The following is a 24,371-nucleotide window of genomic DNA, read 5'->3' as shown; positions in this document are numbered from 1 at the left end:
TGAGAGGGCGAATTGAGCATGTCGCAATTTGTCGCCAATGCGGAAGGTAATGTCGCTGTTTGTGCTGCCGCAAATGAGCGCCGGTGTTTAGATGAGGACATGCTTCCGCAACCCCGCAAATGGTGTCGGGCAGGGCGGTTTGATCGAGGATTTGGCCATGGAATTGCGTGATACCGTATTGCGCCAGCTGAAAAACCGCCGCGAAGGCTTCAGCCTGGAACAGCCCTTCTACACGGACCCGGATTATTTCAAGCTGGATATGGAAACGATCTGGTATCGCGACTGGCTGTTTGTCGGCCATGATTGCGAAGTGCAGAAATCCGGCAGCTATTTCACCGTGCAGGTCGGGGCCTATTCCGTGGTCATCGTTCGCGGTCGCGACGGGCAGATCCGCGCCTTCCACAATTCCTGCCGCCATCGCGGCTCGCGCGTCTGCACCACGCAGAAGGGCCAGTCGGCCCGCCTCGTCTGTCCCTATCACCAGTGGACCTACGATCTCGACGGCAAGCTGCTGTTTGCGCGCCATATGGGAGAAGAGTTCGACAAGGGCGATTTCGGCCTGAAGCCGGTCGCCTGCGAAACCGTCGCCGGTTACGTCTTCATCTGCCTTGCCGATCAGCCGGCCGATTTCGAGCCCATGCGCAGGGAAGTCGAGAGCTACATGGCGCCGCACCGCATCTGGGAAGCGAAGGTCGCGCATGAGAGCACGATCATCGAAAAGGGCAACTGGAAGCTCGTCTGGGAAAATAACCGCGAGTGCTACCATTGCGCCGCCAACCATCCGGAACTCTGCCGCACCTATCCCGAAAACCCGAGCGTGACGGGAACGGACGGCGGTGCGAGCGATCCCGAGATCGGCGGCCACTGGGCGCGCTGCGAGGCCGCCGGCCTGCCGAGCCGTTTCAAGATCGACCCCAAGGGCCAGTTCCGCGTCGCCCGCATGCCGTTGATCGGCGAGGCGGAAAGCTACACCATGTCCGGTAAGCGCGCCGTGCGCCGGCCGCTGTCAGACGACGTCAGCATCAGCCATATCGGCGCGCTGCTCCTGTTCCATTATCCCACGACCTGGAACCACTTCCTCGGCGATCACACCATTTCCTTCCGGGTGCTGCCGCTCAGCGCCACGGAAACAATGGTCACCACCAAATGGCTGGTGCACAAGGATGCCGTCGAAGGCGTGGACTACGATCTCGAAGACCTCACTCACGTCTGGAACGAGACCAACGACCAGGACCGCCGCATCGTCGAGGAAAATGCCTTCGGCATTCGTTCCCCGGCCTATGAGCCGGGCCCCTATTCCATGGAGGACGAGGGCGGCGTGATGCAGTTCGTCAACTGGTACTCCGATTTCATGGTCGACCGGCTCTCCGGCGATAAGGCCCGGCTTTCGGCTGTAGCGTGATGCGAAGATGAATATGGTTGTGACCTATAAGCATATTGACGAGATGAAGCCATGGAGCGACAAGCTCCAGCTTCTGGAGTGCATCTCGGTGACGCCCGAGACGCCCGATGTGATGACGTTCCTGTTCCGCTCGGAGGATCAGAACTGGTTCCGTTATCTGCCGGGGCAGTTCGTCACGCTGGAATTGCCGGTGGGCAAGGAGCCGCTTTACCGCACCTACACATTGTCCTCCAGCCCGTCGCGGCCCTATGCGCTGTCGGTCACGGTCAAGGCGCAGGCCAACAGCATCGGCACGCGCTGGATGTTCGACAATCTGAAACCCGGCATGAAAATCCGGGCGCTCGGGCCGCTCGGCGACTTTTCCTACGTCAAGCATCCCGGCGACAAATATCTGTTCATCTCGGCAGGCTCCGGCGTCACGCCGATGATGTCGATGGTGCGCGACATGAGCGACCGCGCCCCGCAGAGCGATATTGCCTTCATCAATTGTTCGCGTACCCCCGGCGATATCGTCTTCCGTCACGAGCTGGAATATCTCGCCCGCTTCATGCCGAACCTGTCTCTCGGCTTCATTGTCGAGAAATGCGGCCGCACCGATCTGTGGTCCGGGCTGAAGGGCATGGTCGACAAGGCCAAGATCGCGCTGCTCGCGCATGATTTCATGGAGCGCACCGTCTTCTGCTGCGGGCCGGAGCCGTTCATGGCCGCCGTCCGCTCGATGCTCGATGCCTCCGGCTTCGACATGAGCCGCTATCATCAGGAAAGCTTCGCGCCGGCCGCGCCGGTCACCGTTGGTGAAACTGTCCTCACCGGGGCGGATGGCGAGGCGCTGTCGATGGTGGGTTTCACCCTTTCCGGCAAAGAAATGCCCTGCCAGCCCGGCCAGACGGTTCTGATGACGGCGCGCGCCGCCGGGGTCCGTATCGGGGCGGCCTGCGAATCGGGGATTTGCGGCACCTGCCGGGTGCTGAAGCTTTCCGGCGAGGTGGAGATGAACCACAATGGCGGCATTCTCGATGAGGAAATCGAGGAAGGCTATATTCTCGCCTGCTGCTCACGCCCGTTGACCGATGTAAAGGTGGAAGCCTGACACGAGCAGGCGTTTCATTTCATGCGTCTTTCACCGGATGGTTGTCTTGGAACCAAATTTCTCTAAACTCGTTTGCACGTCATCGAATTCTTTTCGGGCATGAAACGGGGCTGTCCCATATCTCCGACAAGAGCGAGTGGATAAAAAGGCGCGGGTCCAACGCGCTGAAGCAAACGGAGGAAGATCATGATGAATTTCCGGACAACGAGTGTCGCCACGGCGATGATCGTGTTCCTCACCAGCTTTACGCCGTCGCAGGCGTTCCAGGCCCCTGTGCCGATGCCCAAGCCGGCGGTTTCGACCGATAATGTCGTGCCGGTGCAGTACCGTGAATGGGACCGCCGATACGACCGCAGGCATGGCGACCGCATGTATCGCCCGCGCCCGCCGCGCGACGGCTATTATAACGGTCACCGCGGCTATCGCGATCGTCGTCCGGGTTACCGTTATCACAATGGTTACTGGTTCCCGCTCGCTGCCTTCGCGGCCGGCGCGATCATCGGCGGTGCCATGCAACAGCCGCGTCCGACCTATGGCGGCAGCCATGTTTCCTGGTGTCAGAACCGCTGGCGGTCCTACCGGGCTTACGACAACACCTATCAGCCGAACAGCGGTCCGCGCCGCATCTGCGTATCGCCTTACAGCCGCTGACAGGACTTTCGAAAGCCCGGATTTGATCCGGGCTTTTGTTTTGCCGCTGCCGGATCGGGTAAACGAAGCGTGATGGGATCGTTAATCCTGGGTTCAGGCGAAAACGCCTAGCCTGCAACCTGCAATGTTCCAGCCAGACCGAAAAACTGGCCGAATGAGAATAAAAAAGTGTTATTATTCACGGAGAACGGCCTGTTGACCGTCGTGAATGGAGGAAGTCAGATGAGAAGCTATATGAAGAATATCCTGGCTGTCGGTCTTTCTGCGATTGTGGTTGCGGGAGCGATTGTTCCGGCGGAAGCAGCAATGCCTTTGCCGATCACGCCGAAGAGCGTTGAGACCGCAGGCAACGATGCCAGCAAGAATATCGTGAACGTGCAATATTGGCGTGATCGCGACGGCTGGGGCGATCGTCGCGGCTGGTATCGCGGCCACCGTGGTTATCGCGATTACCGCCCGGGCTATCGTCACCATGACGGTTACTGGTTCCCGCTCGCAGCCTTTGCGACGGGCGCGATCATCGGCGGCGCACTCTCGCAGCCGCGTGAAGTCTACCGCCCGGTACCGGAATATCGTCCGCGCCCGGTCTATCGCGAATATCGCCCGGTCTATCGTGGCGGCATGAGCCGCGCGCATGTGAACTGGTGCTATGGCCGCTATCGTTCCTACGATGCCTATAGCAACACGTTCCAGCCGTATCACGGCCCGCGCCAGCCCTGCTATTCGCCCTACGGCTGATAGAGCCGCTTCAATCGAGAGAGCCGTCCGGTCGCCACCGGGCGGCTTTTTGCTGTCACAAGATCCGCGCGCGCTTCAGCACGAACCAGGCGAGCGCAACCGAAATCACGATGAAGATGCTGGCCGACAGCGTGCCGCCCGTGCCGACGGTAAACGGCAGCTCATCCGTATTCATGCCGAAGAAACCGGTGACCAGCGAGGGCGGCAGCAGGAATGCCGTCATCAGCGACAGAATATAAAGGTGCCGGTTGGTTTCCGATGAGAGTTTTGAATCGATTTCCTCGTGCAGCAGCCTTGCCCGCTCCTGCAGAGCGTAGACGTCGTGGTCGACAGCCTCCAGACGGCCCATCAGGCGTGAGGCGACATCCTCGAAACCATCTGGCATCTCGTCATCATCGGCGGCCGAAGCCCGCCGCATCAGGGTCAGCACGGTGCGCAGATGCCGGTGCAGGCGAACCACCGTGCGGCGCAGCGGGGCAAGACGCCGCCGCTCGTCACGGTTCTCGCTGTCATAGACCATATCCTCGATGGCGTTCAGTTCTTCCGTCGTCTCCATCACCAGATTGATGAGCGAGCGCTGGAATTCCGCCACCAGCCCCTCGAACACATGTGATGGCGTCAGGTAACGGTTGGAATTCTTGTCGACCGCCGCTTTCAGCCGGTCAACCGAATGCAGCGGCTGCAGGCGGGTGGTGATGATGAAACGGTCGCTCACCGCAAAATGCAGCCATCCGAAATCACGTGTCTCCTTGTCGAATTCCCGCTGGAAATCGACAAGCGTGCCGTAAAGCGATTTTTCATCGACCACGATGGAGGGATGTGTCTCATGGGTGGTGAGGCTTGCCCGCGCCGCCGGATCGAGACCGTCGACGGTCTCGAGAAAACCCGCCACACGCTGATCGGCGAGGTTGAGATGCAGCCAGAAGAACCCTTCGCACCCGGCCATTTCGTGAAAGCCGGCATCGGGCGCGAGCCGCCGGCAGGGGGCTGTGCCGGGATGAAATTGATAGGCCCAGACAAGGCCGGGAATAACGGGCGTTACGAGATCCATCGTGGCAGTCCTGACCGGCTGGATGGGAGGAGGGAGGCGTCCGTCGTTCCGGTGTGGGAGCGGCGGCGGCGAGGCGCCTTTCAGCGCATGCTGAGCAAATTCATATGACACTTTTATAACAATCCCGCCGAAATGACGGGAATTTTCAAATTGACGTTTACGTAAAAATCATTTAGCCCGAAGGCAGTAGCAAGATGCCAGAGCTTCGGGAGGAGGCAGCATGTATAGCGCGCCGGTGGACGATATCGCCTTTACACTCAAACATGTAGCGGGTCTTGAAGACGCGCTGTCGACGGGTGCGCTGGGAGACCTTGGGGAAGATCTGGTCGATGCCATTTTGCACGAAGCCGGCCGTTTCGCCACCGCCGAGGTCGCGCCGCTCGCTGAGATCGGCGACCGCCAGGGCGCAAAGCTTGCCGACGGCAAGGTGACGACACCGGATGGCTGGGCCGATCTTTACCGCCGCTGGGCGGAAGCGGGCTGGAACAGCCTGACGGCGCCGGAAGAATTCGGCGGCCAGAACCTGCCGCATATGCTGAATGTCGCCGCACTCGAAATGTGGAATTCCGGCTCCATGGCCTTTGCGCTGGCCCCGACACTGACCATGGGCGCGGTGGAAGCCCTTGTCGCCCACGGCAGCGATGACCTTAAGCGCACCTATCTGCCGAAACTCGTCTCCGGCGAATGGACCGGCACGATGAACCTCACCGAGCCGCATGCGGGTTCGGATCTCGGCGTCCTGAAGACCCGGGCGGAGCGCAATGGCGACGGTACCTACCGCATTTTCGGCCAGAAGATTTTCATCACCTGGGGCGAACACGATGCGGCGGACAATATCATCCACCTCGTTCTCGCCCGCCTGCCGGATGCGCCGGCCGGCACGCGCGGCATCTCACTGTTCCTCGTCCCGAAATTCCTGCCCGATGACAACGGTGCGCCGGGCAGCCGCAACGACCTCTTCTGCCATTCGCTCGAACACAAGCTCGGCATTCACGGCTCGCCCACCTGCACGATGATCTTCGGTGACGGCAAATTCGGGGAAGGGAAGGGCGCGCTCGGCTGGCTGGTCGGCGAGGAGAACAAGGGTCTCGCCTGCATGTTCACCATGATGAACAACGCCCGCCTTGCCGTTGGCATGCAGGGCGTGGCGATCTGCGAAGCCGCGACCCAGAAGGCCATCGAATATGCCAGGGAGCGCACGCAGGGCAAGGCGCCCGGCTGGCAGGGCTCCGGCATGAGCCCGATTATCGAACACCCGGATATCGCCAGAACGCTTTTGACGATGAAGGCGCTGACGCAAGGATCGCGGGCGATTTCCTTCAGCTGCGCGCACGCCATCGACATGGCGCATGCGAGCGAAGACGCCCGGCAGCGCGCTCACTGGCAGGAGCGCGCTGCCCTTTTGACACCCATCGCCAAATCCTTCTCCACCGATGCCGGCGTCGATGTCGCCTCCATGGGCATTCAGGTGCATGGCGGTATGGGCTTCATCGAGGAAACCGGCGCGGCGCGTTATCTGCGCGATGCCCGCATCGCGCCGATCTATGAAGGCACCAACGGCATTCAGGCCATTGATCTGGTGCTGCGCAAGCTGCCGCTCTCCGAAGGCGCGCAGGTGCGCGGTTTCATCGCCGAACTGCGTGAAATCGCCGCCCGCACAGCCGCGTCGAACCGCGACGATCTCGGCGAGACCGGCCGTTATCTCGAAGCCAGCCTCGCCGATCTGGAAACGGCGACCGACTGGCTGCTGGATCGCATCAAGGCAGGCGAAACCGAAACCGCGCTCGCCGGCGCGACGCCCTATCAGCGCCTCTTCGGCCTGGCGCTCACCGGCGCCTATCTCGCCAAGGGCGCATTGGCCGCCGTCGATGATGGCAGGAGCGGGCACCGCGCAGCCCTTTGCCGTTTCGCAGCGGAAAATCTGCTGGCGGAAACGGCGGCGCTGAAGGATCGCGTTATCGCCGGCGCGGCAAGCCTTGCCGCCGCCCGTACCGTATTGGCTTGAGGAGGCTCAGATGTCTGACGAACACATTCTCGTCGAGCGCGTCGGCCATGCGCCGGAAGTCTTGACCATCCGCTTCAACCGGCCGGACAAGAAAAACGCCATCACCGATGCCATGTATCTGCGCATGGCAGACGCCCTCCACGCCGCCAATGCGGACCCGGAGATTCGCGTCGTCGCCTTTCTCGGCACGGAAGGCTGCTTCTCCGCCGGTAACGACATGGCCGATTTCCTCGCCTTCGCCATGTCGGGCGGAAAGGGTAAGCTTGCCGCGCTTGAGCTTCTGAAAGCGCTCGTCGCCTTCGAAAAGCCGATGGTATCCGGCGTCGACGGGCTCGCCATCGGCATCGGCACGACGCTGAACCTGCATTGCGACCTGACGGTCGCCTCCAGCCGCAGCCTGTTCAAGACCCCATTCGTGGATCTCGCTCTGGTGCCGGAAGCGGCCTCCAGCCTGCTCGTGCCGAAACTCATGGGACACCAGCGCGCCTTTGCGCTGCTTGCCATGGGCGAGGGTTTTTCCGCCGAGCAGGCATTGCAGGCCGGAATGATCTGGAAAGTGGTCACCCCCGAGCATGTGGAGAGCGAAACGCTGGCGCTTGCCACCCGGCTTGCGGCCAAACCGCAGCAGGCGCTGAAGATCGCCCGCGATCTGGTTCGCGGCAACCCAGACGATCTTCTCGCCCGCATCGAAGAGGAAGGCCGTCATTTCATCGCGCAGCTGCAAAGCGCCGAAGCGCGCGCTGCCTTCGAGGCATTCATGCGCCGTTAAGCGTTCCGGCAGGAAGTCCTTGCGGTTAAGCAACCGGGCAATATGGGTTGGGTTAAATAATGCAACGTCATCGCCCGAAAGCCACCCGCATGCGTCACGTCGTTTTCGCCCTGTCCGTCTTCCTCTGCGCCGCCACCGTCACCGAAGCGGCGGCGATAACGCGCCCTCCGGCGGCTTCCGCCGGCAATGTCATTCTGGCGCAATCCGTCATTACCGAAGACGATGGCTCGGATTATTATTCCGGCCGCAACCGCGACCGCCAGCGCCGCGCCCGTTTCGTCTGCGTCATCACCCCGCCGGAGAGCGCCAATCGCCGTCGGCCCTATGTCTGCCCGCTGGAACGCGGCCGTGTGGGCGGCGCCTGCCGCTGCTCGGGCGTGGTCGGTAACGGCACGGTCGATACGGCCTGGTGATTATTTCTCCAGCGTCGCCACCGCTTCCACATGCGGCGACCAGAGGAACTGGTCGACCGGCGTGACGCGGGTGATGCGATAGCCGCCTTCCATGAGGATGGTAAGATCGCGCGCAAGCGTCAGCGGATTGCAGCTCACCGCAACGATCTTCTTCACCGTGCTGCGGGCCAGTTCCTTGCACTGGAATTCCGCACCGGCGCGCGGCGGATCGAACACGACAGCATCGTAATTTTTCAGTTCGCTTGTCATCAGCGGCCGGCGGAAGAGATCGCGTTTCTCGACGCTCACCGGTTTCAGGCCCTGCGTGTTGCGAGCGGCGAAGTCCAGCGCCTTCAGCGGCTTGTCTTCCGCTTCCACCGCATGCACCTTGCCGATGCGTGCGAGCCTCAGCGCGAAGGTGCCGGAACCGCAGAAGAGATCGGCAATGCGCTTGGATTTGCCGATATGGGCAAGCACCAGCTCGGCCATGGCGTCTTCCGCCTGTTTCGTCGCCTGCGTGAAACTGCCGGCTGGCGGGGAAACCGCAACGCCGCCGAATTCGATGATCGGCTTTTGCGGTTCGATCAGGATTTCACCTGAGAGCGAAACACGGGCAATGCCGCGCATGGCGAGCACCGTTTCCGTGAGTGCGCGCCGCTGCTTGTCGCTGACCGACTTGATGCCCTCGACCGAAATATCGAGACCCGAGAGCGTTTCGAGAACGGTGATGCGGAACGGTTCGGCATTCGCCACCATGGAAAGCCCGATGGCGCGGATGGCATCCAGCCGCGAGACGATGCCGGGCGAGGTGACGGGACATTCCTCGATAGCGACGATGTGATGGCTGTTCGCCTGGCTGAAACCGAGCAGCAGGCCCTTTTCCGTCTTGCGGGCGGCGAACACCGCGCGGCGGCGCTCGCCGGGGCGACAGATGACGAGATCGTCCACCGGCGGCGTCAGGCCTTTCGATTTCAGCGCCGAAACCACCAGCTCCCGCTTGTAGGCATGGTAAGGTTGATCGGAAAGATGCTGCAGCGAACAGCCGCCGCAGGTGCCGTTTTTGCCATCGGGGCCGAAATGGCGGCAGGCCGGTTCACGGCGCTCCGCCGAGGCTTCCGTTATCGACATGACGGTGCCGTGATCCTTCACCTTCGCAATCGCGACCGTTTCGCCGGGCAGCGCGAAGGGCACATAGACCGGGCCGTCGGGACAGTGCGCGATGCCGTCGCCCTGCGCGCCGAGGCTCTTGATGGTGACGGTCTGTGTGCTCATGGCTTTTCGCCTCCGAGAAGAAATTCGATATTGCCGTCGCCGCCGGAAATCGGCGAGGGAATGAGGCCGAGGCTTTTCCAGCCCATGTCCTCGGTCAGCCAGCGTTCCAGTTCGGCAGCCACGGCAGGCGCCGTTTCCGGTTCTTTCAACAGCCCGGCCTTGCTGATGGCGTCGCGCCCCGCCTCGAATTGCGGCTTCACCAGCAGAACTGCCAGCGCACCGGCTTCCGCAAGCTCGAGTGCCGGCGCAAGCGCGAGCTTCAGCGAAATGAAGGACACGTCGGAGACGATGAAGCCGATGGGCCGGTCATCGATATCCTCCGTCGTCAGGAAGCGTGCATTCAGCCCTTCCAGATTGGTCACGCGCGGATCGTTCTCGATTCTGGCATGCATCTGCCCGTGGCCGACATCGATGGCGGTGACGTGTTTTGCGCCGCGCTCCAGCAGCACCTCGGTAAAGCCGCCGGTCGAAGCGCCGACATCGAGACAGTCATGGCCCTTCGGATCGAGCCGGAAATGATCGAGCGCGGCCACGAGCTTCAGCGCTGCGCGCGAGACATAGGCCTGCGCTGGATCGCTGATGGCGATTTCGGCATCGCCAGCGACGGTCTGGCTCGGTTTGGTGACGATTTTACCGTTGACGCTCACGGTGCCGCGCGCAACCGCGTCGCGCGCACGCGAGCGGCTGGCGAAGTGGCCGAGCGACACGAGAAGCTGGTCAAGCCGTTCATTTTCAGATGTTTTGGACATGGTCCCGTGTCAATGACCGCCAAACCCCGCCGATGCAAGCGATTTATCGCTGAAAGGGGCCGGCGGTGCCCGCTGCCGCCCATTGATGTTGCACCGCAAAGTCAGAATGTTCGATTAATCCAATATAAAGGCTTGTATTGCACTTTGTGCACAAGGCCCGTGCGGCCACCGGAACCTGCCATGACGGCATCTCCTCCCATCCACAAAATTGCGGCCGTTGCAGCGCAGACGCTTGCTTCGAGGCATCGGTCGCCGAGAGAGTTTGCGATGTCGCTTAAAAACCTCCCCATCAATCTGAAGCTCATAGCCACCTTCTGTGCCTTGATGAGCGTGTGCCTGCTCGCTTCCGCGGTCGTATTCTGGCAGACGCTGGGGAGCGAGCGTGTCACGATCGAAAACAACCGCACGAAGGATATCATTCAGGCCGTGGATGGCGCGACGGCAGCCATGCTGGAGCAGGCCGTCAACCAGCGCGGCTTCCTGCTGTTTCGCAGCGACAGCACCTATAACGATGTATTCGCCCAGCGCGACCTGATGCTGAAGAAGCTGGACGAGGCCCGCGCGCTGGCTGTCGGCCGGCCGGACATCCTGACATCCATCGACGACATGCAGAAATCCGCCACCGTGTTCTTCAAGGAACTGGCGGAACCGCAGATCGCCGCGCGCAAGACGACCGAAGCGCCGATTTCCGAAATTATCGAGATCGGCCGCAATCAGGCCAAGGGCCAGCTCGATGGCTTCCGCGCCTCCGCCGCCAAGATCAAGGAGCAGCTGAACGGCCTGTCCACCGCTTACGCGGCAGAACAGCAGGCCGCCGCAATGAACCTGAAATATGCGCTTCTGGGTGGCGGTGCCGTTGCCGGTCTTCTGGCCGTTGCCCTCATCTGGGCGCTGTCGCGCTCCATCGTCACGCCCATCGTTGGCATGACGGCAGCGATGAGCCGGCTTGCCGATGGCGATCTGACGACGGAAGTTCCGGCCACGGATCGTGGCGACGAAGTCGGCAAGATGGCGAAGGCCGTTCTGGTCTTCAAGGAAGCCGGGCTGGAAAAATCCCGCCTTGCCGGCGAGACCGATCGCATGCGCTCCGCGACGGAGGCTGAACGCCGCCGCAACGAGGAAGAAAAGGCCAAGGACGAAGCCGCCAGCGCTTTTGCCAGCGCCGAGCTTGGCAAGGGCCTTGCCGCTCTCGCGGATGGCGATCTTTCCTATCGCATCGAGACGCCTTTTGCGCCCGCCATCGATCCGGTTCGCGTGAATTTCAACAGCGCCGTCGAAAAACTCCAGCAGGCGCTGCGCACGGTCGGTGAGAACGCAGCCGCGATCAATGCCGGCGCTTCGGAAATGCTCTCCGCCGCCGACGACCTGTCGCGCCGCACCGAACAACAGGCGGCCTCCATCGAGGAAACCGCCGCAGCCCTGGAAGAAGTCACTACCACGGTGCGCGATAGCGCCCGCGGCGCGGAAGATGCCGGCAATCTGGTCCAGCGCGCTCGCGCCGGTGCGGAAAAATCCGGCGTCGTGGTCCGCAAGGCGGTTGCCGCCATGCGCGAAATCGAGAAGTCTTCGGGCGAAATCGGCAACATCATCGGTGTCATCGACGATATCGCCTTCCAGACCAACCTGCTGGCGTTGAATGCCGGCGTCGAAGCCGCCCGCGCCGGTGATGCCGGCAAGGGCTTTGCGGTGGTTGCTCAGGAAGTCCGCGAACTCGCCCAGCGTTCCGCCAATGCCGCCAAGGAGATCAAGACGCTGATCGGCGCTTCCAGCCAGCAGGTGGAAAACGGCGTCAATCTGGTCGACGAGACCGGCAAGGCTCTGGAACTCATCGTTGCGGAAGTCGAAGAGATCAATGCCCATGTCAGCGCCATCGTCGTCGCCGCCCGCGAACAGGCGACCGGCCTGCAGGAAATCAATACGGCCGTGAACACCATGGACCAGGGCACGCAGCAGAATGCCGCCATGGTGGAACAGCAGACCGCCGCCAGCCATTCGCTGGCCCGCGAAGCGGGAGCGCTGAACAGCCTGCTCGGCCAGTTCAGAATGGATGGCGCACGCGCTGCCGTTGCCAGTGCCGGCGGCTATTCCGCGCCGCGCCAGTCTTCCGCCAGGCCCGCCTTCCAGCCCGCGCCGGCCGCACCGGCCCGCAAGGCGCCGGTAAAATCGGCCTCCGCAACCGCAAGGCCTGTCGCCTCGCCGGCCCGTGCGCTTGGCCAGAGCCTCGCCCGCGCCTTCGGCGGTGCGGCCGAAGCGCCGGCTGCCAAGGATCAGGACTGGACGGAGTTCTGAGTCGGGCTTTCAGATTGAACTTATGAATTGGGGGCCGAAAGGTCCCCTTTTTGCATCGGTCATTTCAGACGGGAAACGCCGCTTAGAGTTTTTTCGCTTTTCTTCGAATCGCGAAAACACTCTAACTCTTCGTTTTGGCGCATTTCCGGACGGAAAACCGGGGGCCACTTTTCCTGGAAATGCTCTATGTGCCCTGTAGCCGGAACATCCGCGCAAAGAACAGCTCATCCGACAGGCGGTGAAGCAGGGCGGCAATGCCGGCGGTCGCGGCAATGGCGAAAACGAGCCGCCCGGCCAGTACGCCATAGACATCCGCGCCAAGCGACATCACCACGAGCGTGTCCTCGATCACGCTATGGGCAAAACCCATGAACACGCAGGACAGAAACACCTGACGCGGTGATATCGTGCCCGATTGCGCCTCGCGGATCAGGAAGCCGGCGCCGTAGGAAATACCGAGAAACAATCCGATGGCGGTAAGATGTTCAGCCTCGCCGCGAATGCCCGCAAGACGCAGCAGGGGCGAGAGCGCTTTCATCATCAGCGCCAGAAGGCCCGTTAGTCTTAGGATTTCAAGGCAAAGGGAAAGTGCCAGGAGGATGACGAGCATCCAGACCATGGTTTCCCCGAGGCCGAGGAAATAGACGGTCCATTCAGGCGTGGCGCTCATCGCAATCCAGGCGGGGTTTACCGGCGCGGACAGCCATCTCATCGTCTCCAGAACGTGATGCAGCATGAAGGCATAGAGCAATCCGCCGCCGACGCGCAGCGCCGTGGTGACGATCATGCCCGGTCCCGCCTTTTCAATGATCTTCTGTTCGATGGGCAGGCCATGGGCGAACAGGATGAGTGCCGAAAAAACGGTGATATCCGCAACGGTCAAAGAGGATGCGGGCACAAGCGTGAAGATGAGCGGCACCGCACCCCATATGCCGACCAGCATTGCGGTCAGCCAGGCAAGACCAAGCTCCGGCGGCAGCCCGATGAGGTTCATGACCGGCGCAAAAGCAGGCGCCACCGCTTCGATCGCGCCCATCCTCGACAACAGCTCGGTCAGAATGGCGATTGGAACCGTGATCCGCACAAGCACCCAGTAGATTGCAAGCGTTTCCCGCGTTTTTTGCCAGACGGGCAGGAAAAGTGACATGTGAGACTCCCTGAAGGTTGTTCCCATTCACTAATCCCGGCGCGTTCGCATTTGCGGTCAAAGATTGCAGTTTCATGCAATTTTATTGCAAATCTAATGGTGGGCGATATGCTGCCGGCATGGATCGGATCGACCGGAAACTTCTGAACCTTTTGCAGAACGATGCGTCGCGCACCAATGTGGATATGGCCGATGAAGTCGGGCTGTCTCCATCCAGTTGCCTGCGCCGCCTGCAGCGGCTGCGCAAGTCTGGCGTGATCGACCGCATCGTGGCGATCCTCAACCCCGCAAAGGCGGGAAGGGTGATCAAGGCTCTGGTGACGGTGGAGCTGAAATTGCACGGCGAGCAGCATATGCGGCGCTTTCTGGATATTGCGAGCGCCGAAGAGGCCGTGTCGCAGGCCTATGCCGTCACCGGCGCATCCGATGTCGTGCTGATGCTGCGCCTGCGGGATATGGAAGAATTCGACGCCCTGTGCGACCGGCTCTTCCGCGACCAGCACAATGTCGCGCGCTTTGTCACCATGGTCGTCATCAAGACGGCGAAAGAGGAAACGGCCATCAGGCTTTAACCGGAGCCCTTCGCGGTTTTCCAGAAAGGTAATTTCCAGATGGCGCCTCGCGTTAAGCTACACATTCTGGACGGTTCATATGGGATAGCCCGGCTTCATGCGTCCGAACCCATTCCGGCATGGGCCGATGGCGGTGGATTTGTCAGTATCACCCGGACCGATGACGAGCTTTCCATCGTCTGCCGGGCAGAGCGCATACCGCATGATGTGCGGGTCGATGCGGGTTGGTCATGTTTCAAGTTTCAAGGCCCGTTTGCCTTTGATGAGACCGGTATCGTTTTGTCGGTCATCGCGCCGTTGTCGACCAATGGGATAGGAATATTCGTGGTTTCGACTTTCGATGGCGACCACTTGCTGGTGAAGTCGAACGATTTGGAGAAAGCACTCGACCTGCTGGCAAATGCAGGACATTCACTCGTCTAGGAATCCATTTCGCCACGACGTTTTTTGAAGAGGTGCGTTTTGAATAGTGAAATCGAACTGCCGGTGCGAAAGCAGCTTGAGGCCTACAATGCCCGTGACATCGATGCCTTCATGCTCTGGTGGGCGGATGATTGCCAGTATTACGCTTTCCCGGCGACGCTTCTGGCAGGAAGCGCGGCAGAGATTCGGCAGCGTCACATTGAGCGCTTCAAGGAGCCGGATTTACATGGAAAACTGCTGACGCGCATTGTCATTGGCAATGTCGTCATCGACCATGAAACGGTCACCCGAAACTTTCCGGAAGGAAAGGGAGAGGTCGACGTTGCCTGCATCTATGAAGTTGAGAACGGCAGGATCGCCAAGGCCTGGTTCAAAATTGGTGAGCCGCGGATATTGTCGCGAAAATCCTAGCGCGTGCAAAAGGATGCACGCGTGAGATTCCTTATGATCCATACCGCTATGCGGCGTGATCCGTGCGCATGGGATGCCAGACGGAAATATCCCGTGGCGCATCCAGAAGCTCGGGCAGGGCATCGTGCCATGCCTGCCGATAGGGCCGGTGAATCTGAACGTCGATGACGTCCTGATGGTCGCTCCAGGTCTCGTGCAACAGGAAGCGGTTCTCATTTTCACCGTCCCGGTGCAGGGTTGCGTTCACGAAGGTCTTTTCGTGCCGCATGGCGTCGAGCAGCGCATTCAGCAATTCGAGAAAGCGCTCGCGCTGGCCGGGGCGGACCTGGAAGCCGATGAGATAGGTGGTGTGCACGGGTCTTACTCCTTGGTGCCTTGCATCAGTACTTCGCGGGTTGCCGCGTCGACGGGGTAAAAACATTCCAGCACCAGTTCAGATAGTGTGACGTCTGTGGCCGTTCCGAAAACCGTGGTGGTTGAAATGAAGCTCAGGACTACGCCCGATGACGGATCGCGCAGCTGCAATGGTATGGCCAGCGGATCGGCCCCGGCCGCATGCGGCGGGACCTTTGGCGCGGGATAGGCCGTAAGCTCCGCATGCAGCCGGGAAAGCACCTCGTCTCCCGTCTCTTCGACCTGACGGCGCAGGCGTTCCAGCAGGTGATGACGCCATTCGGCAAGATTGACGATGCGCGAACTCAGGCCCTGCGGATGCAGGCTCACCCTCAAGGCGTTGAGCGGCGGGCGAAGCAGCTCTTCTGAAACGCCGGCCAGAAGCGACGCGATCGCCCCATTGGCGAGAACGACGTTCCAGTGCCGGTCAACGGCAAGGGCGGGGAAGGGCATATGCCCGTGCACCACGGTTTCGACGGCCTGCCGGGCCGCCGCCATATCGGGCGCATCCATCGGCCGTTCGGAATGAACAGGCGCATAACCCGCAGCCAGCATCAGCCGGTTGGCGGCGCGGGCGGGCATGGAAAGCTGCTCCGCCAGTTTCACGAGCATCTCGCGGCTGGGGGATGATCGCCCGCTTTCCACGAAACTCAGATGGCGCGCGGATATATCCGCCTCCATCGCCAGATCGAGCTGGCTCAACCTGCGGCGCGCACGCCATTCCTTCAGCACCTGCCCGACATGTTCTCGATGATGTGTCATGCCCCACAACCTAGCAGAAGAGAGCGGCAATGCGATTACCTCTGAGGTAATTGTTCCGCTTCCCGACCCCCGGCATGTTTGGGCCGCCAACCAGAAGGAGCGCAATCATGACGCAGCATCTCACAATCGCCGAAACCTATCTCGCAGCATGGAACGAGGAGGACAATGAACGCCGCAGGCATCTCGTCGGTCAGGCGTGGGCAGAAAATACGCGCTACGTCGATCCGCTGATGCAGGGCGAAGGCCAGCAGGGGATTGCCGCGATGATCGAGGCGGCGCGGCAGAAGTTTCCGGGATATCGTTTCGTGCTCACAGGCACCCCGGATGGCCACGGCAACTTCACCCGTTTCTCATGGCGTCTCATTTCGCCTGATGGGGACGATGTCGCTGGCGGAACCGATGTCGTCAGCCTGAATGCCGAGGGGCGGATCGAAAATGTCGTCGGTTTTCTCGACGGCGCGGCATCCTGAGAACGAGGCGGGATCGTCCCGCCTCCTGTCCCGGCAATCGTGTCAGCCGGCGAAACCGACGCCGGCCTGACGCTGGCCGAGCGCATTGAACACGGTGGAAACGATGCCGGCCCGGTCGAGGCCGGCATTGGCATACATGGTCTCGGGCTTGGCCTGTTCCACCCACTGGTCGGGCAGCGTCAGCGTCCGGACCTTGGGGCCATGGTCAAGCAGGCCGGCGCTCGCCATGAAATGCAGCACATGCGCGCCGAAACCGCCGACAGAGCCTTCTTCGATCGTCACCAGCACCTCGTGATGGCTGGCCAGCTGGCGGATAAGGTCGAGATCGAGCGGCTTGGCGAAGCGCGCATCGGCAACCGTCGTGGAAAGGCCGGCCGCATCGAGATCTTCGGCGGCCGCAAGGCATTCCGCCAGCCGGGTGCCGAAGGAGAGCAGCGCGACCTTGGTGCCTTCCTTGATGATGCGGCCCTTGCCGATCTCAAGAATCTCGCCACGCGCGGGCATCTCGACGCCCACACCTTCACCGCGCGGGTAACGGAAGGAAATCGGGCCTTCATCATAGGCCGCCGCCGTGCGCACCATATGTTTCAGCTCAGCCTCGTCGGCCGCGGCCATCACCACCATGCCGGGCAGGGTGGCGAGGAAGGTCGTGTCGAAGGAGCCGGCATGGGTCGGCCCATCCGCACCGACGAAACCGGCGCGGTCGATGGGGAAACGCACCGGCAGGCTCTGGATCGCCACATCATGCACCAGCTGGTCGTAACCGCGTTGCAGGAAGGTGGAATAAAGTGCACAGAAAGGCTTGTAACCGTCCGCCGCAAGCCCCGCCGCAAAGGTGACGGCGTGCTGTTCGGCAATGCCGACATCGAAGGTGCGGGCCGGGAAAAGCTCGGCCATCTTGTCGAGGCCGGTGCCGTTCGGCATGGCGGCCGTCACACCGATGATCTTGTCGTCGAGGGTGGCTTCCTGGATCAGCGCTTCGGCAAAGACGCTGGTATAGCTCGGCGCATTCGGCTTGGCTTTCGCCTGCGCGCCGGTGATGACGTCGAACTTGTTGACACCGTGATATTTATCGGCCGCGGCTTCCGCCGGCGCATAACCCTTGCCCTTCTGCGTCACCACATGGATGAGAACAGGGCCTTTCTGATTGTCGCGCACATTGCGCAGCACCGGCAGCAGATGATCGAAGGAATGACCGTCGATCGGGCCGATGTGATAAAAGCCAAGCTCCTCGAACAGCGTGCCGCCGGTCACATAACCGCGCGCATGGGTCACGGCGCGGGTAATGGCGCGGTCGATGGTCTTGCCGAGATAGGCTGTCAGTTTCTTGCCGAAATCGCGGAAACCCATATAGGTGCGGCCGGAGGCAAGACGCGCCAGATAGGCGCTCATCGCGCCCGTCGGCGGCGCAATCGACATGTCGTTATCGTTGAGGATGACGATCAGCCGCGCATCGAGCGCGCCGGCATTGTTCAATGCTTCGAACGCCATGCCCGCCGACATCGAGCCATCGCCGATGATAGCTACGACCTTGCGGTCGCTGCCATCAAGACCCGCCGCCACCGCCATGCCGAGACCGGCGGAAATGGAGGTGGAGGAATGGCCGGCGCCGAAATCGTCATAATCACTTTCCGCACGACGCGTGAAACCGGAAAGCCCGCCTTCCTGCCGCAGCGTGCGAATGCGGTCGCGACGGCCGGTGAGGATCTTATGCGGATAACATTGATGGCCGACATCGAAGATCAGCCGGTCTTCGGGCGTGTTGAAGACCTTGTGGATGGCAATAGTCAATTCCACCACGCCGAGGCCGGCACCCAGATGGCCACCGGTCTTCGACACCGCGTCGATCATCTCGTCGCGCAGTTCCCGTGCCAGTTCCGGCAGGTCGCGATCGTCGATCTCCTTGAGATCGGAGGGGAAATTCACCCGGTCGAGCAGTGGGGTCTGGGGCATTCCGGTCAATCGTTCGGCCTTTTCTCGTGGTCAGCAGGGGGCGCCGGAGCGTCTTTCATGGTGAAAGCCTGCGGTCCATTCCTGCATGTCGTACACTTCTATAGAATTTCAACCTTCCGGCAAAGGGACAAACTCTTCTTCGTCGCCGGGAACGATATCGAAGCGTCCGGTTCTCCACTCCTGTTTGGCCTGCTCTATGCGTTCTTTTGATGACGAAACGAAGTTCCACCAGATGTAACGGCGCTGATTGAGCGCCGCCCCGCCGAAGATCATGATGTGACAGCCATTGCTGCCGGCCTGAAGCGTGATGTCGTCACCCGGCCGGAAGACGAGCAACTGATCGGCGGCGAAGATATCGCCCGCCACATCCAGCGAACCGGACAGAATATAGATCGCCCGCTCTTCATGATCGGCGGAGAAGGGAAACTTTACCCCCGGTTCCAGCGTCAGGTCGACATAAAGCGTATCTGTAAAGGCCGAAACGGGGGAGGTGAGGCCTTCGAATTCGCCGATCACCACCCGGCCGGTAGCGCCCTTGATATCGATCAGCGGCATGTCTTCCCTGGCCGTATGGGCAAAGGCGGGGTCGATTTCTTCCATATGGTCCGGCAGGGCAAGCCATGTCTGCAGGCCGGACATGGAAAGCGGATGGCCGCGCAGGTTTTCCGGCGTGCGTTCCGAATGCACGATGCCGCGCCCGGCCGTCATCAGGTTGATGTCTCCGGGGCGAATGACGAGTTCGGTGCCGAGACTGTCGCGATGCTTGATTTCGCCATCAAACAGATAGGTGACGGTGGAAAGCCCGATATGCGGATGCGGTTTGACGTCGAGTGCCTCGCCCGCTTTCAGGATCGCCGGTCCCATGCGGTCGAAAAAGATGAAGGGGCCGACGAGACGCCGCTGCCGGGTCGGCAGCGCGCGGCGCACGGCAAAGCCGCCAATGTCGCTCGTGCGCGGAATGATGAGGTTCTCGATGGCATCGCAGGCAAAAGCATCACCCGCGACGGGATCGTTACCGGGAAAAAAGGACATCGCAAGCTCCTCGTATCGTCTGGTGGCAGTTTAGCATAACCGAGCGGGAGGAGGAGTATCGGGATGTCGAACGCTGTGTTTGTGAACCCCATGGAACCCTTGATGCAAGGGAGCGCATTCGCGCTACTGTCTGCCCGCAGATATCGCCAGACCTCTCCTCCGTCATCCTCGGCCTTGTGCCGAGGATCTACTCACGTCGCATAAAATCAATCGGTCGCAGATCCTCGGGACAGGCCCGAGGATGACGCCAGAGTGGTTGGAGAGGCGCACCATTCATGGGATGGCACTCCGTCTTCCGGGCAGTCACTCCCCGTCCAGCGGTTCCACACCCTGCGGCTTGCCCGCGCGGTCGAGGCGAATCTTCTCGATTCGCTTTTCGGCAGCATTCAACAGCGTCTCGCAATGCTTCTTCAGGGCTTCGCCGCGCTCATAGATGGTGATGGATTCGTCCAGCGCCACGTCTCCGCGTTCCAGGCGTGCGACAATGCTTTCCAGCTCGGCGACGGCTTTTTCGAAGGAATAACCGCTGACATCGGCTGTGTTGGCATTTTCCGTCATGTTCAACCCTTCATCATTCTCAAAATATGCATGGCTGCCGATTCCGCCAGCCCTTCCAGATCATAACCGCCTTCCAGCAGGCTGACGACCCGGTTCGATGTGTATTTATCGGCCATTTCCAGAAGCCGGCCCGTTGCCCAGTCGAAATCCTCGCCCACCAGATTGATCTGCGCCAAGGGATCGCGGTGATGCGCGTCGAAACCGGCGGAGATGAGGATGAGATCGGGCGAAAAATCGGCAATGGCCGGTAGCACGCGCGACTTGAAGGCCTCGCGGAAATATTCGCTGCCGGTGTTGGGCAAAAGCGGCGCGTTGACAATATTGTTCTTCACGCCGGTTTCGTTTTTGTCGCCGCTCCACGGGTAAAGCGGCATCTGGTGGGTGGAACAGAACAGCACGGAGGTGTCGTTCCAGAAGATATCCTGCGTGCCGTTGCCGTGATGCACGTCCCAGTCGATGATGGCGATGCGCTCCGCGCCGTGCGCCTTCTGCGCATGGCGGGCGGCAATCGCCACATTGTTGAAAAGACAGAAGCCCATGGCCTTTGCGGTTTCCGCATGGTGGCCGGGCGGGCGGGCCGCGACGAAGACATTGTCGGCAGCGCCGGTAAACACGTCATCCACTGCCGCCATGGCCGCACCGATGCCGGTCAGCGCCGCCTGCAGACTTTTGTGCGAGACGTAGGTGTCGGCCTCGACGCGGTTGATCTCGCCATCCTCTTCGGGAATCTGCCGCATAATGGCAAGCAGATGCTCCTCCGGATGCGCCAGCAGCACCGCATCCTCATTCGCCTGCGGCGCTTCTTTGCGTTCCAGCCGCTCGAAATTCGGGTGTTCGAGTGCGATGTTCAGCGACCGCAGGCGGTCCGGCCGCTCGGGGTGGCCGGGAGGCGTGATATGCTCCAGGAAGATCGGATGTTCGTATAAACGCGTCGCCATTCTTTTCCTCCCGAAGAAAGTCCGTTCAGGCGCGCTGCGGCAGAAGCGGATAACCGGCCATCACGGCACGGCCGGCAAGTGCGGCAAGCACGGCCTTCAGCGCATCGCCCGGAATGAAGGCGAGCGAACCCATGAAGGCCTTCTCGAAACCAAGCCCGACGACCAGCGCCAGATAGGTGATGCCGAAAGCATAAAGCACGACCACGCCGCCGATCAGGCTGGCGACGAAGAAACCGATGCCCTGTGTCAGAGCGGACTGGCCGCGATTGACGAGTTTTTCCGAGAGCGTGCCGGTGACGAAAACCGCCGCGATCCAGCCGATCAGGAAGCCCGTGGTCGGCGTCGTGAAGATGGAAAGGCCGCCGCGCCCGCCCGAAAGCACAGGCAGGCCGATGGCGGCAATCAGGATCGTCAGGAGAACCGCCAGCGTACCGCGTTTCGCGCCCAGCACGACACCGGCCAGCATGACGCCGAGCGACTGCGCGGTGATCGGCACGGGGATGAAACCGAGCGTGATCGGCGGCAGAAGCCCGAGTGCGATGATGATGGCGGAAAACAGCGAAATCAGCACAAGGTCGCGGGTCGTCATGGCTCGGAAACTCCGGATGGTTATCTGGCCGTCAGCTTTGGCCTCTGAAACCGCGCGCGTCAATGGCGTCGGCAATGGCATCGGCATCCTTCAACGTCATAATCACCAGCGGCACGATGATGGTGGCCATCCGCACGGGCAGGCCGCGCGCCCGGTGCGCATCGCGCACCGCATGGTAACGGTTGACGATTTCAGGCACGAAACGCACGACGAGCCCGACCGAAAGCCCGATATCGGCGGCCTTCACCAGCCCCAGCCTTTCCAGCGGGGCGGCGGCAAGCGCGATCTCGTCCATGAATTGCGAAATGCTGACGGTGATGGTGACGGCGGTGGCAAGCAGCGCCAGCGCCGTCAGCCGCAAAAGATTGACACTGGCATCATGGGCCGGAAGCAGGAGATAGCTGAAAGCGGCGACGAGGAAGATGGTCAGCATCACCGGCCGCAGCCGCAGGCCGATATCCTTGAAGGGCAGCCGCGTAGCGCCCAGAATAAGGGCGGCCAGAACCGTCGCGCCTGCGAGAACCAGCAGATCGCGGGTGAGGAACAATGCGATGCTGAAACCCATGAGCGCCAGGAGTTTGAGGCGCGGCGAGACGCGGTAGAGCCAGCCGGTGCCTTCGACATGCAGCGATTTCATCGCGATGCCACCTCCAGATAGCGCGCCACCGCTTCTTCGGGGGCGGCGTCGGCCACCAGCGCGCCTTCATGGAAAACCAGCACCCGGTCGAAACCCGCAACCAGCGGCAGATCGTGGGTGATGACGATCAGCGCCTGCGACAGCGCCGCCATGGTCTTTTCCACGGTGGCTCGGTTTTTGAGATCGAGCTGGTTGGTCGGCTCATCGAGAATGAGGATTTGCGGTTCGGTGACCAGAAGCGCCGCCAGCGCCGCCAGCTGCAATTCGCCGCCCGAGATTTCGTGCGCACGTCGCTCTTCCAGGTGAGCGATGCCGAGCCGGGCAAGGACGGCTTTGACCCTGGCGTCTGTTTCCGCCCTGCCGAGGCCGAGCCGCTTGAGACCGAAGGCGACATCGTCGCGCACGATCGGCAGGATGATCTGGTTCTGCGGATTCTGGAAGATGAAGCCGACCGCCTGCAAGACCGCCTTGGCCTCGTTTACGGTGTCGAGACCGTTTACCGAAACCTTGCCTTCGCTCGGTTTGTTCAGCCCGTTGATCAGCCGGGCAAAGGTGGTCTTGCCGGAACCATTGAGGCCGATCACGCCGATACGCCGTTCCGTCAATGTCACAGACAGCGGCTGCAGGGCCTGCCGGCCCTCGAAAGCGAAGCCGGCGGCGTTAAAACGGATTTCCAAGCTTACATCCTCGCGCTCGTTTTCCGGTTCTATACCCCGTCATCAACAGAAGTGAAACAAGGAACAAAAAAAGAACATTGCAATCCTGAAAAAGCCGTTCTACCTTCTGTGCCATGGCGATCAAGGTTTCGAATGAAGCGGCAAGGCGGATTTTTCTGGCGCGGCAGGGGCTTTCCTCTCCGCCCGGCAAGGCTCTTTCCAAGAGCGACCTGCTGCAGCTCATCACCGATATCGGTTTCGTGCAGGTGGACAGCATCGGCACGGTGGAGCGCGCCCACCACCAGATTATCTTCTCCCGCAATCAGACCTACAGGCGCGGCCACCTGACCACGCTTTTGGAAAAGGACCGGGCGCTTTTCGAGCACTGGACGCATGACGCCTCCATCCTGCCGACGGAGTTTTATCCCTATTGGAAACATCGTTTCCGCCGCCGCGAGCCGATTATTCAGGAGCGGTGGCGCAAATGGCACGGCGAGGGTTTCGATGCGGCTTTCGGCGAAACGCTGGAGCGGATTGCCGCCACCGGTCCGGTTCTGGCGCGGGAGCTGAAGGAGGAGGGGCACCAGTCCGGCGGCTGGTGGAACTGGCATCCCTCCAAGACCGCACTTGAATATCTCTGGCACACCGGCAAGCTCGCGATTGCCGGCCGCGTCAATTTCCAGAAGGTCTATGATCTCGCCGAACGGGTGATTCCCGGCGAGCATCACGAAACCGAGGTGGAGCACGCTGAATTTGTCGACTGGGCCTGCCGCGAGGCGCTGAAGCGTCTGGGTTTCGCCACCCATGGCGAAATCGCTGCCTTTTTCGATCTCGTCACCCCGCAGGAGGCGAGGGACTGGGTCAAAAGCCATCGCGATGAACTCTGCGAGGTCTCGCTTCTCTCCAGCGATGGGGACAATGCCCGCCCGTCTTTTGCCTTTGCCGATTTCACCGCCGACCTGACGGATGTACCGGAACCCTCCGCCCGCGTCCGTGTCCTCAGCCCCTTCGACCCGCTGCTGCGCGACCGAAACCGCACGGAGCGGCTGTTCGGCTTCTATTACCGCATCGAGGTCTTCGTGCCCGAGCCGAAACGGCAATATGGCTATTACGTCTTCCCGCTTCTGGAGGGTGACAGGCTGATCGGCCGCATCGACATGAAGGCGGATCGCAAGCGCGGCACGCTGGATGTGCGCCGCCTGTGGCTGGAGCCGGGCGTGCGTGCTTCGGCCGGTCGGCTGGAGAAGCTCGACGCGGAACTGGTGAGGCTGGCGAAGTTTACCGGGGTGGAGAGTGTGAACTATCTGGATGGGTGGCGGGAGGTATAATTGCTTCCTCGGCCACGGTCTTTCGTCATGCTCGGGCCTGTCCCGTGCATCTGCAACGGACAACGCGTTGAATGCGTTCGCAGATCCTCGGCAC

General features: G+C 61.4%; 26 protein-coding genes. 13 read left to right on the top strand and 13 right to left on the bottom strand.

Translation table 11 applies throughout. The features are described 5' to 3' along the window. Nucleotides 1–157: 157 nt before the first annotated feature. From ACQZ5G_RS06400 to ACQZ5G_RS06385, 4 genes are all read left to right on the top strand, one after another. A complete protein-coding gene (locus ACQZ5G_RS06400; protein WP_003521059.1) occupies nucleotides 158–1,402 on the top strand; it encodes an aromatic ring-hydroxylating oxygenase subunit alpha in 1,245 nt (414 codons plus the stop codon). Nucleotides 1,403–1,409: 7 nt separating this feature from the next. After that, nucleotides 1,410–2,492, top strand: coding sequence for an FAD-binding oxidoreductase (locus ACQZ5G_RS06395; RefSeq protein ID WP_035237666.1), 1,083 nt, complete (start codon nucleotides 1,410–1,412; stop codon nucleotides 2,490–2,492). A gap of 186 nt (nucleotides 2,493–2,678) precedes the next feature. Continuing rightward, nucleotides 2,679–3,143, top strand: a complete 465-nt coding sequence (locus ACQZ5G_RS06390) for a BA14K family protein (RefSeq protein WP_448737382.1) — start codon at nucleotides 2,679–2,681, stop codon at nucleotides 3,141–3,143. 222 nt (nucleotides 3,144–3,365) lie between these two features. Beyond that, nucleotides 3,366–3,881: a BA14K family protein gene (locus tag ACQZ5G_RS06385; protein WP_003521062.1), complete on the top strand. Its 516-nt coding sequence runs from the start codon at nucleotides 3,366–3,368 to the stop codon at nucleotides 3,879–3,881. Nucleotides 3,882–3,936: 55 nt separating this feature from the next. Here the strand turns inward: ACQZ5G_RS06385 and ACQZ5G_RS06380 are convergent, their stop codons facing one another. Next, a complete protein-coding gene (locus ACQZ5G_RS06380; protein ID WP_448737383.1) occupies nucleotides 3,937–4,932 on the bottom strand; it encodes a transporter in 996 nt (331 codons plus the stop codon). Between the two features lie 220 nt (nucleotides 4,933–5,152). Here ACQZ5G_RS06380 and ACQZ5G_RS06375 point away from each other — a divergent pair, with 220 nt between their 5' ends. The 3 genes from ACQZ5G_RS06375 (at nucleotide 5,153) to ACQZ5G_RS06365 (ending at nucleotide 8,119) form a co-directional block, all read left to right on the top strand. Continuing rightward, nucleotides 5,153–6,937, top strand: coding sequence for an acyl-CoA dehydrogenase (locus ACQZ5G_RS06375; RefSeq protein WP_448737384.1), 1,785 nt, complete (start codon nucleotides 5,153–5,155; stop codon nucleotides 6,935–6,937). A 10-nt stretch (nucleotides 6,938–6,947) separates the two neighbouring features. Next, nucleotides 6,948–7,706, top strand: a complete 759-nt coding sequence (locus ACQZ5G_RS06370; protein WP_448737385.1) for a crotonase/enoyl-CoA hydratase family protein — start codon at nucleotides 6,948–6,950, stop codon at nucleotides 7,704–7,706. Nucleotides 7,707–7,795: 89 nt separating this feature from the next. Beyond that, nucleotides 7,796–8,119, top strand: a complete 324-nt coding sequence (locus tag ACQZ5G_RS06365) for a hypothetical protein (RefSeq protein WP_448733990.1) — start codon at nucleotides 7,796–7,798, stop codon at nucleotides 8,117–8,119. Here the strand turns inward: ACQZ5G_RS06365 and ACQZ5G_RS06360 are convergent, their stop codons facing one another. Both ACQZ5G_RS06360 and ACQZ5G_RS06355 read right to left on the bottom strand, forming a co-directional pair. Next, nucleotides 8,120–9,370, bottom strand: coding sequence for a class I SAM-dependent RNA methyltransferase (locus ACQZ5G_RS06360; RefSeq protein ID WP_448737386.1), 1,251 nt, complete (start codon nucleotides 9,368–9,370; stop codon nucleotides 8,120–8,122). Then, nucleotides 9,367–10,119 carry a TlyA family RNA methyltransferase gene (locus ACQZ5G_RS06355; RefSeq protein WP_448737387.1) on the bottom strand — a complete coding sequence of 251 codons (753 nt, stop codon included), beginning with the start codon at nucleotides 10,117–10,119 and terminating at the stop codon, nucleotides 9,367–9,369. The genes ACQZ5G_RS06360 and ACQZ5G_RS06355 overlap by 4 nt, the downstream gene beginning before the upstream one ends. A 267-nt stretch (nucleotides 10,120–10,386) precedes the next feature. Here ACQZ5G_RS06355 and ACQZ5G_RS06350 point away from each other — a divergent pair, with 267 nt between their 5' ends. Next, the gene (locus ACQZ5G_RS06350; protein WP_448737388.1) at nucleotides 10,387–12,408 is read left to right on the top strand and encodes a methyl-accepting chemotaxis protein; all 2,022 of its coding nucleotides are present in this window, start codon (nucleotides 10,387–10,389) and stop codon (nucleotides 12,406–12,408) included. Nucleotides 12,409–12,592: 184 nt separating this feature from the next. Here the strand turns inward: ACQZ5G_RS06350 and ACQZ5G_RS06345 are convergent, their stop codons facing one another. Beyond that, on the bottom strand, nucleotides 12,593–13,555 hold the full coding sequence (locus ACQZ5G_RS06345) for a nucleoside recognition domain-containing protein (RefSeq protein WP_448737389.1): 963 nt from the start codon (nucleotides 13,553–13,555) through the stop codon (nucleotides 12,593–12,595). Nucleotides 13,556–13,674: 119 nt separating this feature from the next. On the opposite strand from ACQZ5G_RS06345, the gene ACQZ5G_RS06340 reads away from it, so the two are divergent. The 3 genes from ACQZ5G_RS06340 to ACQZ5G_RS06330 are packed head-to-tail and all read left to right on the top strand — an operon-like array spanning nucleotide 13,675 to nucleotide 14,961. Then, nucleotides 13,675–14,127, top strand: coding sequence for an Lrp/AsnC family transcriptional regulator (locus tag ACQZ5G_RS06340; protein ID WP_003521071.1), 453 nt, complete (start codon nucleotides 13,675–13,677; stop codon nucleotides 14,125–14,127). 39 nt (nucleotides 14,128–14,166) lie between these two features. Beyond that, nucleotides 14,167–14,550, top strand: a complete 384-nt coding sequence (locus ACQZ5G_RS06335) for an ACT domain-containing protein (protein ID WP_448737390.1) — start codon at nucleotides 14,167–14,169, stop codon at nucleotides 14,548–14,550. A 39-nt stretch (nucleotides 14,551–14,589) separates the two neighbouring features. Further along, the gene (locus tag ACQZ5G_RS06330) at nucleotides 14,590–14,961 is read left to right on the top strand and encodes a nuclear transport factor 2 family protein (protein WP_448737391.1); all 372 of its coding nucleotides are present in this window, start codon (nucleotides 14,590–14,592) and stop codon (nucleotides 14,959–14,961) included. A 46-nt stretch (nucleotides 14,962–15,007) separates the two neighbouring features. Here the strand turns inward: ACQZ5G_RS06330 and ACQZ5G_RS06325 are convergent, their stop codons facing one another. Next, on the bottom strand, nucleotides 15,008–15,316 hold the full coding sequence (locus ACQZ5G_RS06325; RefSeq protein WP_448737392.1) for a putative quinol monooxygenase: 309 nt from the start codon (nucleotides 15,314–15,316) through the stop codon (nucleotides 15,008–15,010). Between the two features lie 5 nt (nucleotides 15,317–15,321). Continuing rightward, nucleotides 15,322–16,116 (bottom strand): helix-turn-helix domain-containing protein, encoded by a 795-nt coding sequence (locus ACQZ5G_RS06320; protein WP_448737393.1) that lies wholly within the window; start codon nucleotides 16,114–16,116, stop codon nucleotides 15,322–15,324. 107 nt (nucleotides 16,117–16,223) lie between these two features. On the opposite strand from ACQZ5G_RS06320, the gene ACQZ5G_RS06315 reads away from it, so the two are divergent. Further along, nucleotides 16,224–16,586 (top strand): nuclear transport factor 2 family protein, encoded by a 363-nt coding sequence (locus ACQZ5G_RS06315; protein ID WP_003521076.1) that lies wholly within the window; start codon nucleotides 16,224–16,226, stop codon nucleotides 16,584–16,586. Nucleotides 16,587–16,628: 42 nt separating this feature from the next. Here ACQZ5G_RS06315 and dxs read toward each other — a convergent pair whose 3' ends face one another. From dxs to ACQZ5G_RS06280, 7 genes are all read right to left on the bottom strand, one after another. Next, on the bottom strand, nucleotides 16,629–18,548 hold the full coding sequence (dxs, locus tag ACQZ5G_RS06310) for a 1-deoxy-D-xylulose-5-phosphate synthase (protein ID WP_448737394.1): 1,920 nt from the start codon (nucleotides 18,546–18,548) through the stop codon (nucleotides 16,629–16,631). A gap of 99 nt (nucleotides 18,549–18,647) precedes the next feature. After that, nucleotides 18,648–19,571 (bottom strand): pirin family protein, encoded by a 924-nt coding sequence (locus ACQZ5G_RS06305; protein ID WP_065654322.1) that lies wholly within the window; start codon nucleotides 19,569–19,571, stop codon nucleotides 18,648–18,650. A 303-nt stretch (nucleotides 19,572–19,874) separates the two neighbouring features. Beyond that, nucleotides 19,875–20,129: an exodeoxyribonuclease VII small subunit gene (locus tag ACQZ5G_RS06300; RefSeq protein WP_448737395.1), complete on the bottom strand. Its 255-nt coding sequence runs from the start codon at nucleotides 20,127–20,129 to the stop codon at nucleotides 19,875–19,877. 2 nt (nucleotides 20,130–20,131) lie between these two features. Next, a complete protein-coding gene (locus tag ACQZ5G_RS06295) occupies nucleotides 20,132–21,067 on the bottom strand; it encodes a histone deacetylase family protein (protein WP_448737396.1) in 936 nt (311 codons plus the stop codon). A gap of 25 nt (nucleotides 21,068–21,092) precedes the next feature. Next, nucleotides 21,093–21,656, bottom strand: a complete 564-nt coding sequence (locus ACQZ5G_RS06290; RefSeq protein ID WP_020010590.1) for a biotin transporter BioY — start codon at nucleotides 21,654–21,656, stop codon at nucleotides 21,093–21,095. A 31-nt stretch (nucleotides 21,657–21,687) separates the two neighbouring features. Next, nucleotides 21,688–22,293 carry an energy-coupling factor transporter transmembrane component T family protein gene (locus ACQZ5G_RS06285; RefSeq protein WP_448737397.1) on the bottom strand — a complete coding sequence of 202 codons (606 nt, stop codon included), beginning with the start codon at nucleotides 22,291–22,293 and terminating at the stop codon, nucleotides 21,688–21,690. Beyond that, a complete protein-coding gene (locus ACQZ5G_RS06280; RefSeq protein WP_448737398.1) occupies nucleotides 22,290–22,970 on the bottom strand; it encodes an energy-coupling factor ABC transporter ATP-binding protein in 681 nt (226 codons plus the stop codon). Before ACQZ5G_RS06280 ends, ACQZ5G_RS06285 begins: the two co-directional genes overlap by 4 nt. 113 nt (nucleotides 22,971–23,083) lie before the next feature. Between ACQZ5G_RS06280 and ACQZ5G_RS06275 the strand changes: the two genes are divergently transcribed. Then, entirely contained in the window at nucleotides 23,084–24,277 is a 1,194-nt protein-coding gene (locus tag ACQZ5G_RS06275; RefSeq protein ID WP_448737399.1) for a winged helix-turn-helix domain-containing protein, read from the top strand. The last annotated feature ends 94 nt before the right edge of the window (nucleotides 24,278–24,371 follow it).

Source organism: Agrobacterium sp. 22-214-1, from assembly GCF_053522465.1.
This window is presented reverse-complemented; position numbering and strand designations above follow the sequence as displayed.

Bases quoted from the DNA above. Each gene is read 5' to 3' on its own strand.
- ACQZ5G_RS06400 (WP_003521059.1), top strand. From the start codon at position 158: ATGGAATTGCGTGATACCGTATTGCGCCAGCTGAAAAACCGCCGCGAA.
- ACQZ5G_RS06395 (WP_035237666.1), top strand. From the start codon at position 1,410: ATGAATATGGTTGTGACCTATAAGCATATTGACGAGATGAAGCCATGG.
- ACQZ5G_RS06390 (WP_448737382.1), top strand. From the start codon at position 2,679: ATGATGAATTTCCGGACAACGAGTGTCGCCACGGCGATGATCGTGTTC.
- ACQZ5G_RS06385 (WP_003521062.1), top strand. From the start codon at position 3,366: ATGAGAAGCTATATGAAGAATATCCTGGCTGTCGGTCTTTCTGCGATT.
- ACQZ5G_RS06380 (WP_448737383.1), bottom strand. From the start codon at position 4,932: ATGGATCTCGTAACGCCCGTTATTCCCGGCCTTGTCTGGGCCTATCAA.
- ACQZ5G_RS06375 (WP_448737384.1), top strand. From the start codon at position 5,153: ATGTATAGCGCGCCGGTGGACGATATCGCCTTTACACTCAAACATGTA.
- ACQZ5G_RS06370 (WP_448737385.1), top strand. From the start codon at position 6,948: ATGTCTGACGAACACATTCTCGTCGAGCGCGTCGGCCATGCGCCGGAA.
- ACQZ5G_RS06365 (WP_448733990.1), top strand. From the start codon at position 7,796: ATGCGTCACGTCGTTTTCGCCCTGTCCGTCTTCCTCTGCGCCGCCACC.
- ACQZ5G_RS06360 (WP_448737386.1), bottom strand. From the start codon at position 9,370: ATGAGCACACAGACCGTCACCATCAAGAGCCTCGGCGCGCAGGGCGAC.
- ACQZ5G_RS06355 (WP_448737387.1), bottom strand. From the start codon at position 10,119: ATGTCCAAAACATCTGAAAATGAACGGCTTGACCAGCTTCTCGTGTCG.
- ACQZ5G_RS06350 (WP_448737388.1), top strand. From the start codon at position 10,387: ATGTCGCTTAAAAACCTCCCCATCAATCTGAAGCTCATAGCCACCTTC.
- ACQZ5G_RS06345 (WP_448737389.1), bottom strand. From the start codon at position 13,555: ATGTCACTTTTCCTGCCCGTCTGGCAAAAAACGCGGGAAACGCTTGCA.
- ACQZ5G_RS06340 (WP_003521071.1), top strand. From the start codon at position 13,675: ATGGATCGGATCGACCGGAAACTTCTGAACCTTTTGCAGAACGATGCG.
- ACQZ5G_RS06335 (WP_448737390.1), top strand. From the start codon at position 14,167: ATGGCGCCTCGCGTTAAGCTACACATTCTGGACGGTTCATATGGGATA.
- ACQZ5G_RS06320 (WP_448737393.1), bottom strand. From the start codon at position 16,116: ATGACACATCATCGAGAACATGTCGGGCAGGTGCTGAAGGAATGGCGT.
- ACQZ5G_RS06315 (WP_003521076.1), top strand. From the start codon at position 16,224: ATGACGCAGCATCTCACAATCGCCGAAACCTATCTCGCAGCATGGAAC.
- ACQZ5G_RS06305 (WP_065654322.1), bottom strand. From the start codon at position 19,571: ATGTCCTTTTTTCCCGGTAACGATCCCGTCGCGGGTGATGCTTTTGCC.
- ACQZ5G_RS06300 (WP_448737395.1), bottom strand. From the start codon at position 20,129: ATGACGGAAAATGCCAACACAGCCGATGTCAGCGGTTATTCCTTCGAA.
- ACQZ5G_RS06295 (WP_448737396.1), bottom strand. From the start codon at position 21,067: ATGGCGACGCGTTTATACGAACATCCGATCTTCCTGGAGCATATCACG.
- ACQZ5G_RS06290 (WP_020010590.1), bottom strand. From the start codon at position 21,656: ATGACGACCCGCGACCTTGTGCTGATTTCGCTGTTTTCCGCCATCATC.
- ACQZ5G_RS06285 (WP_448737397.1), bottom strand. From the start codon at position 22,293: ATGAAATCGCTGCATGTCGAAGGCACCGGCTGGCTCTACCGCGTCTCG.
- ACQZ5G_RS06275 (WP_448737399.1), top strand. From the start codon at position 23,084: ATGGCGATCAAGGTTTCGAATGAAGCGGCAAGGCGGATTTTTCTGGCG.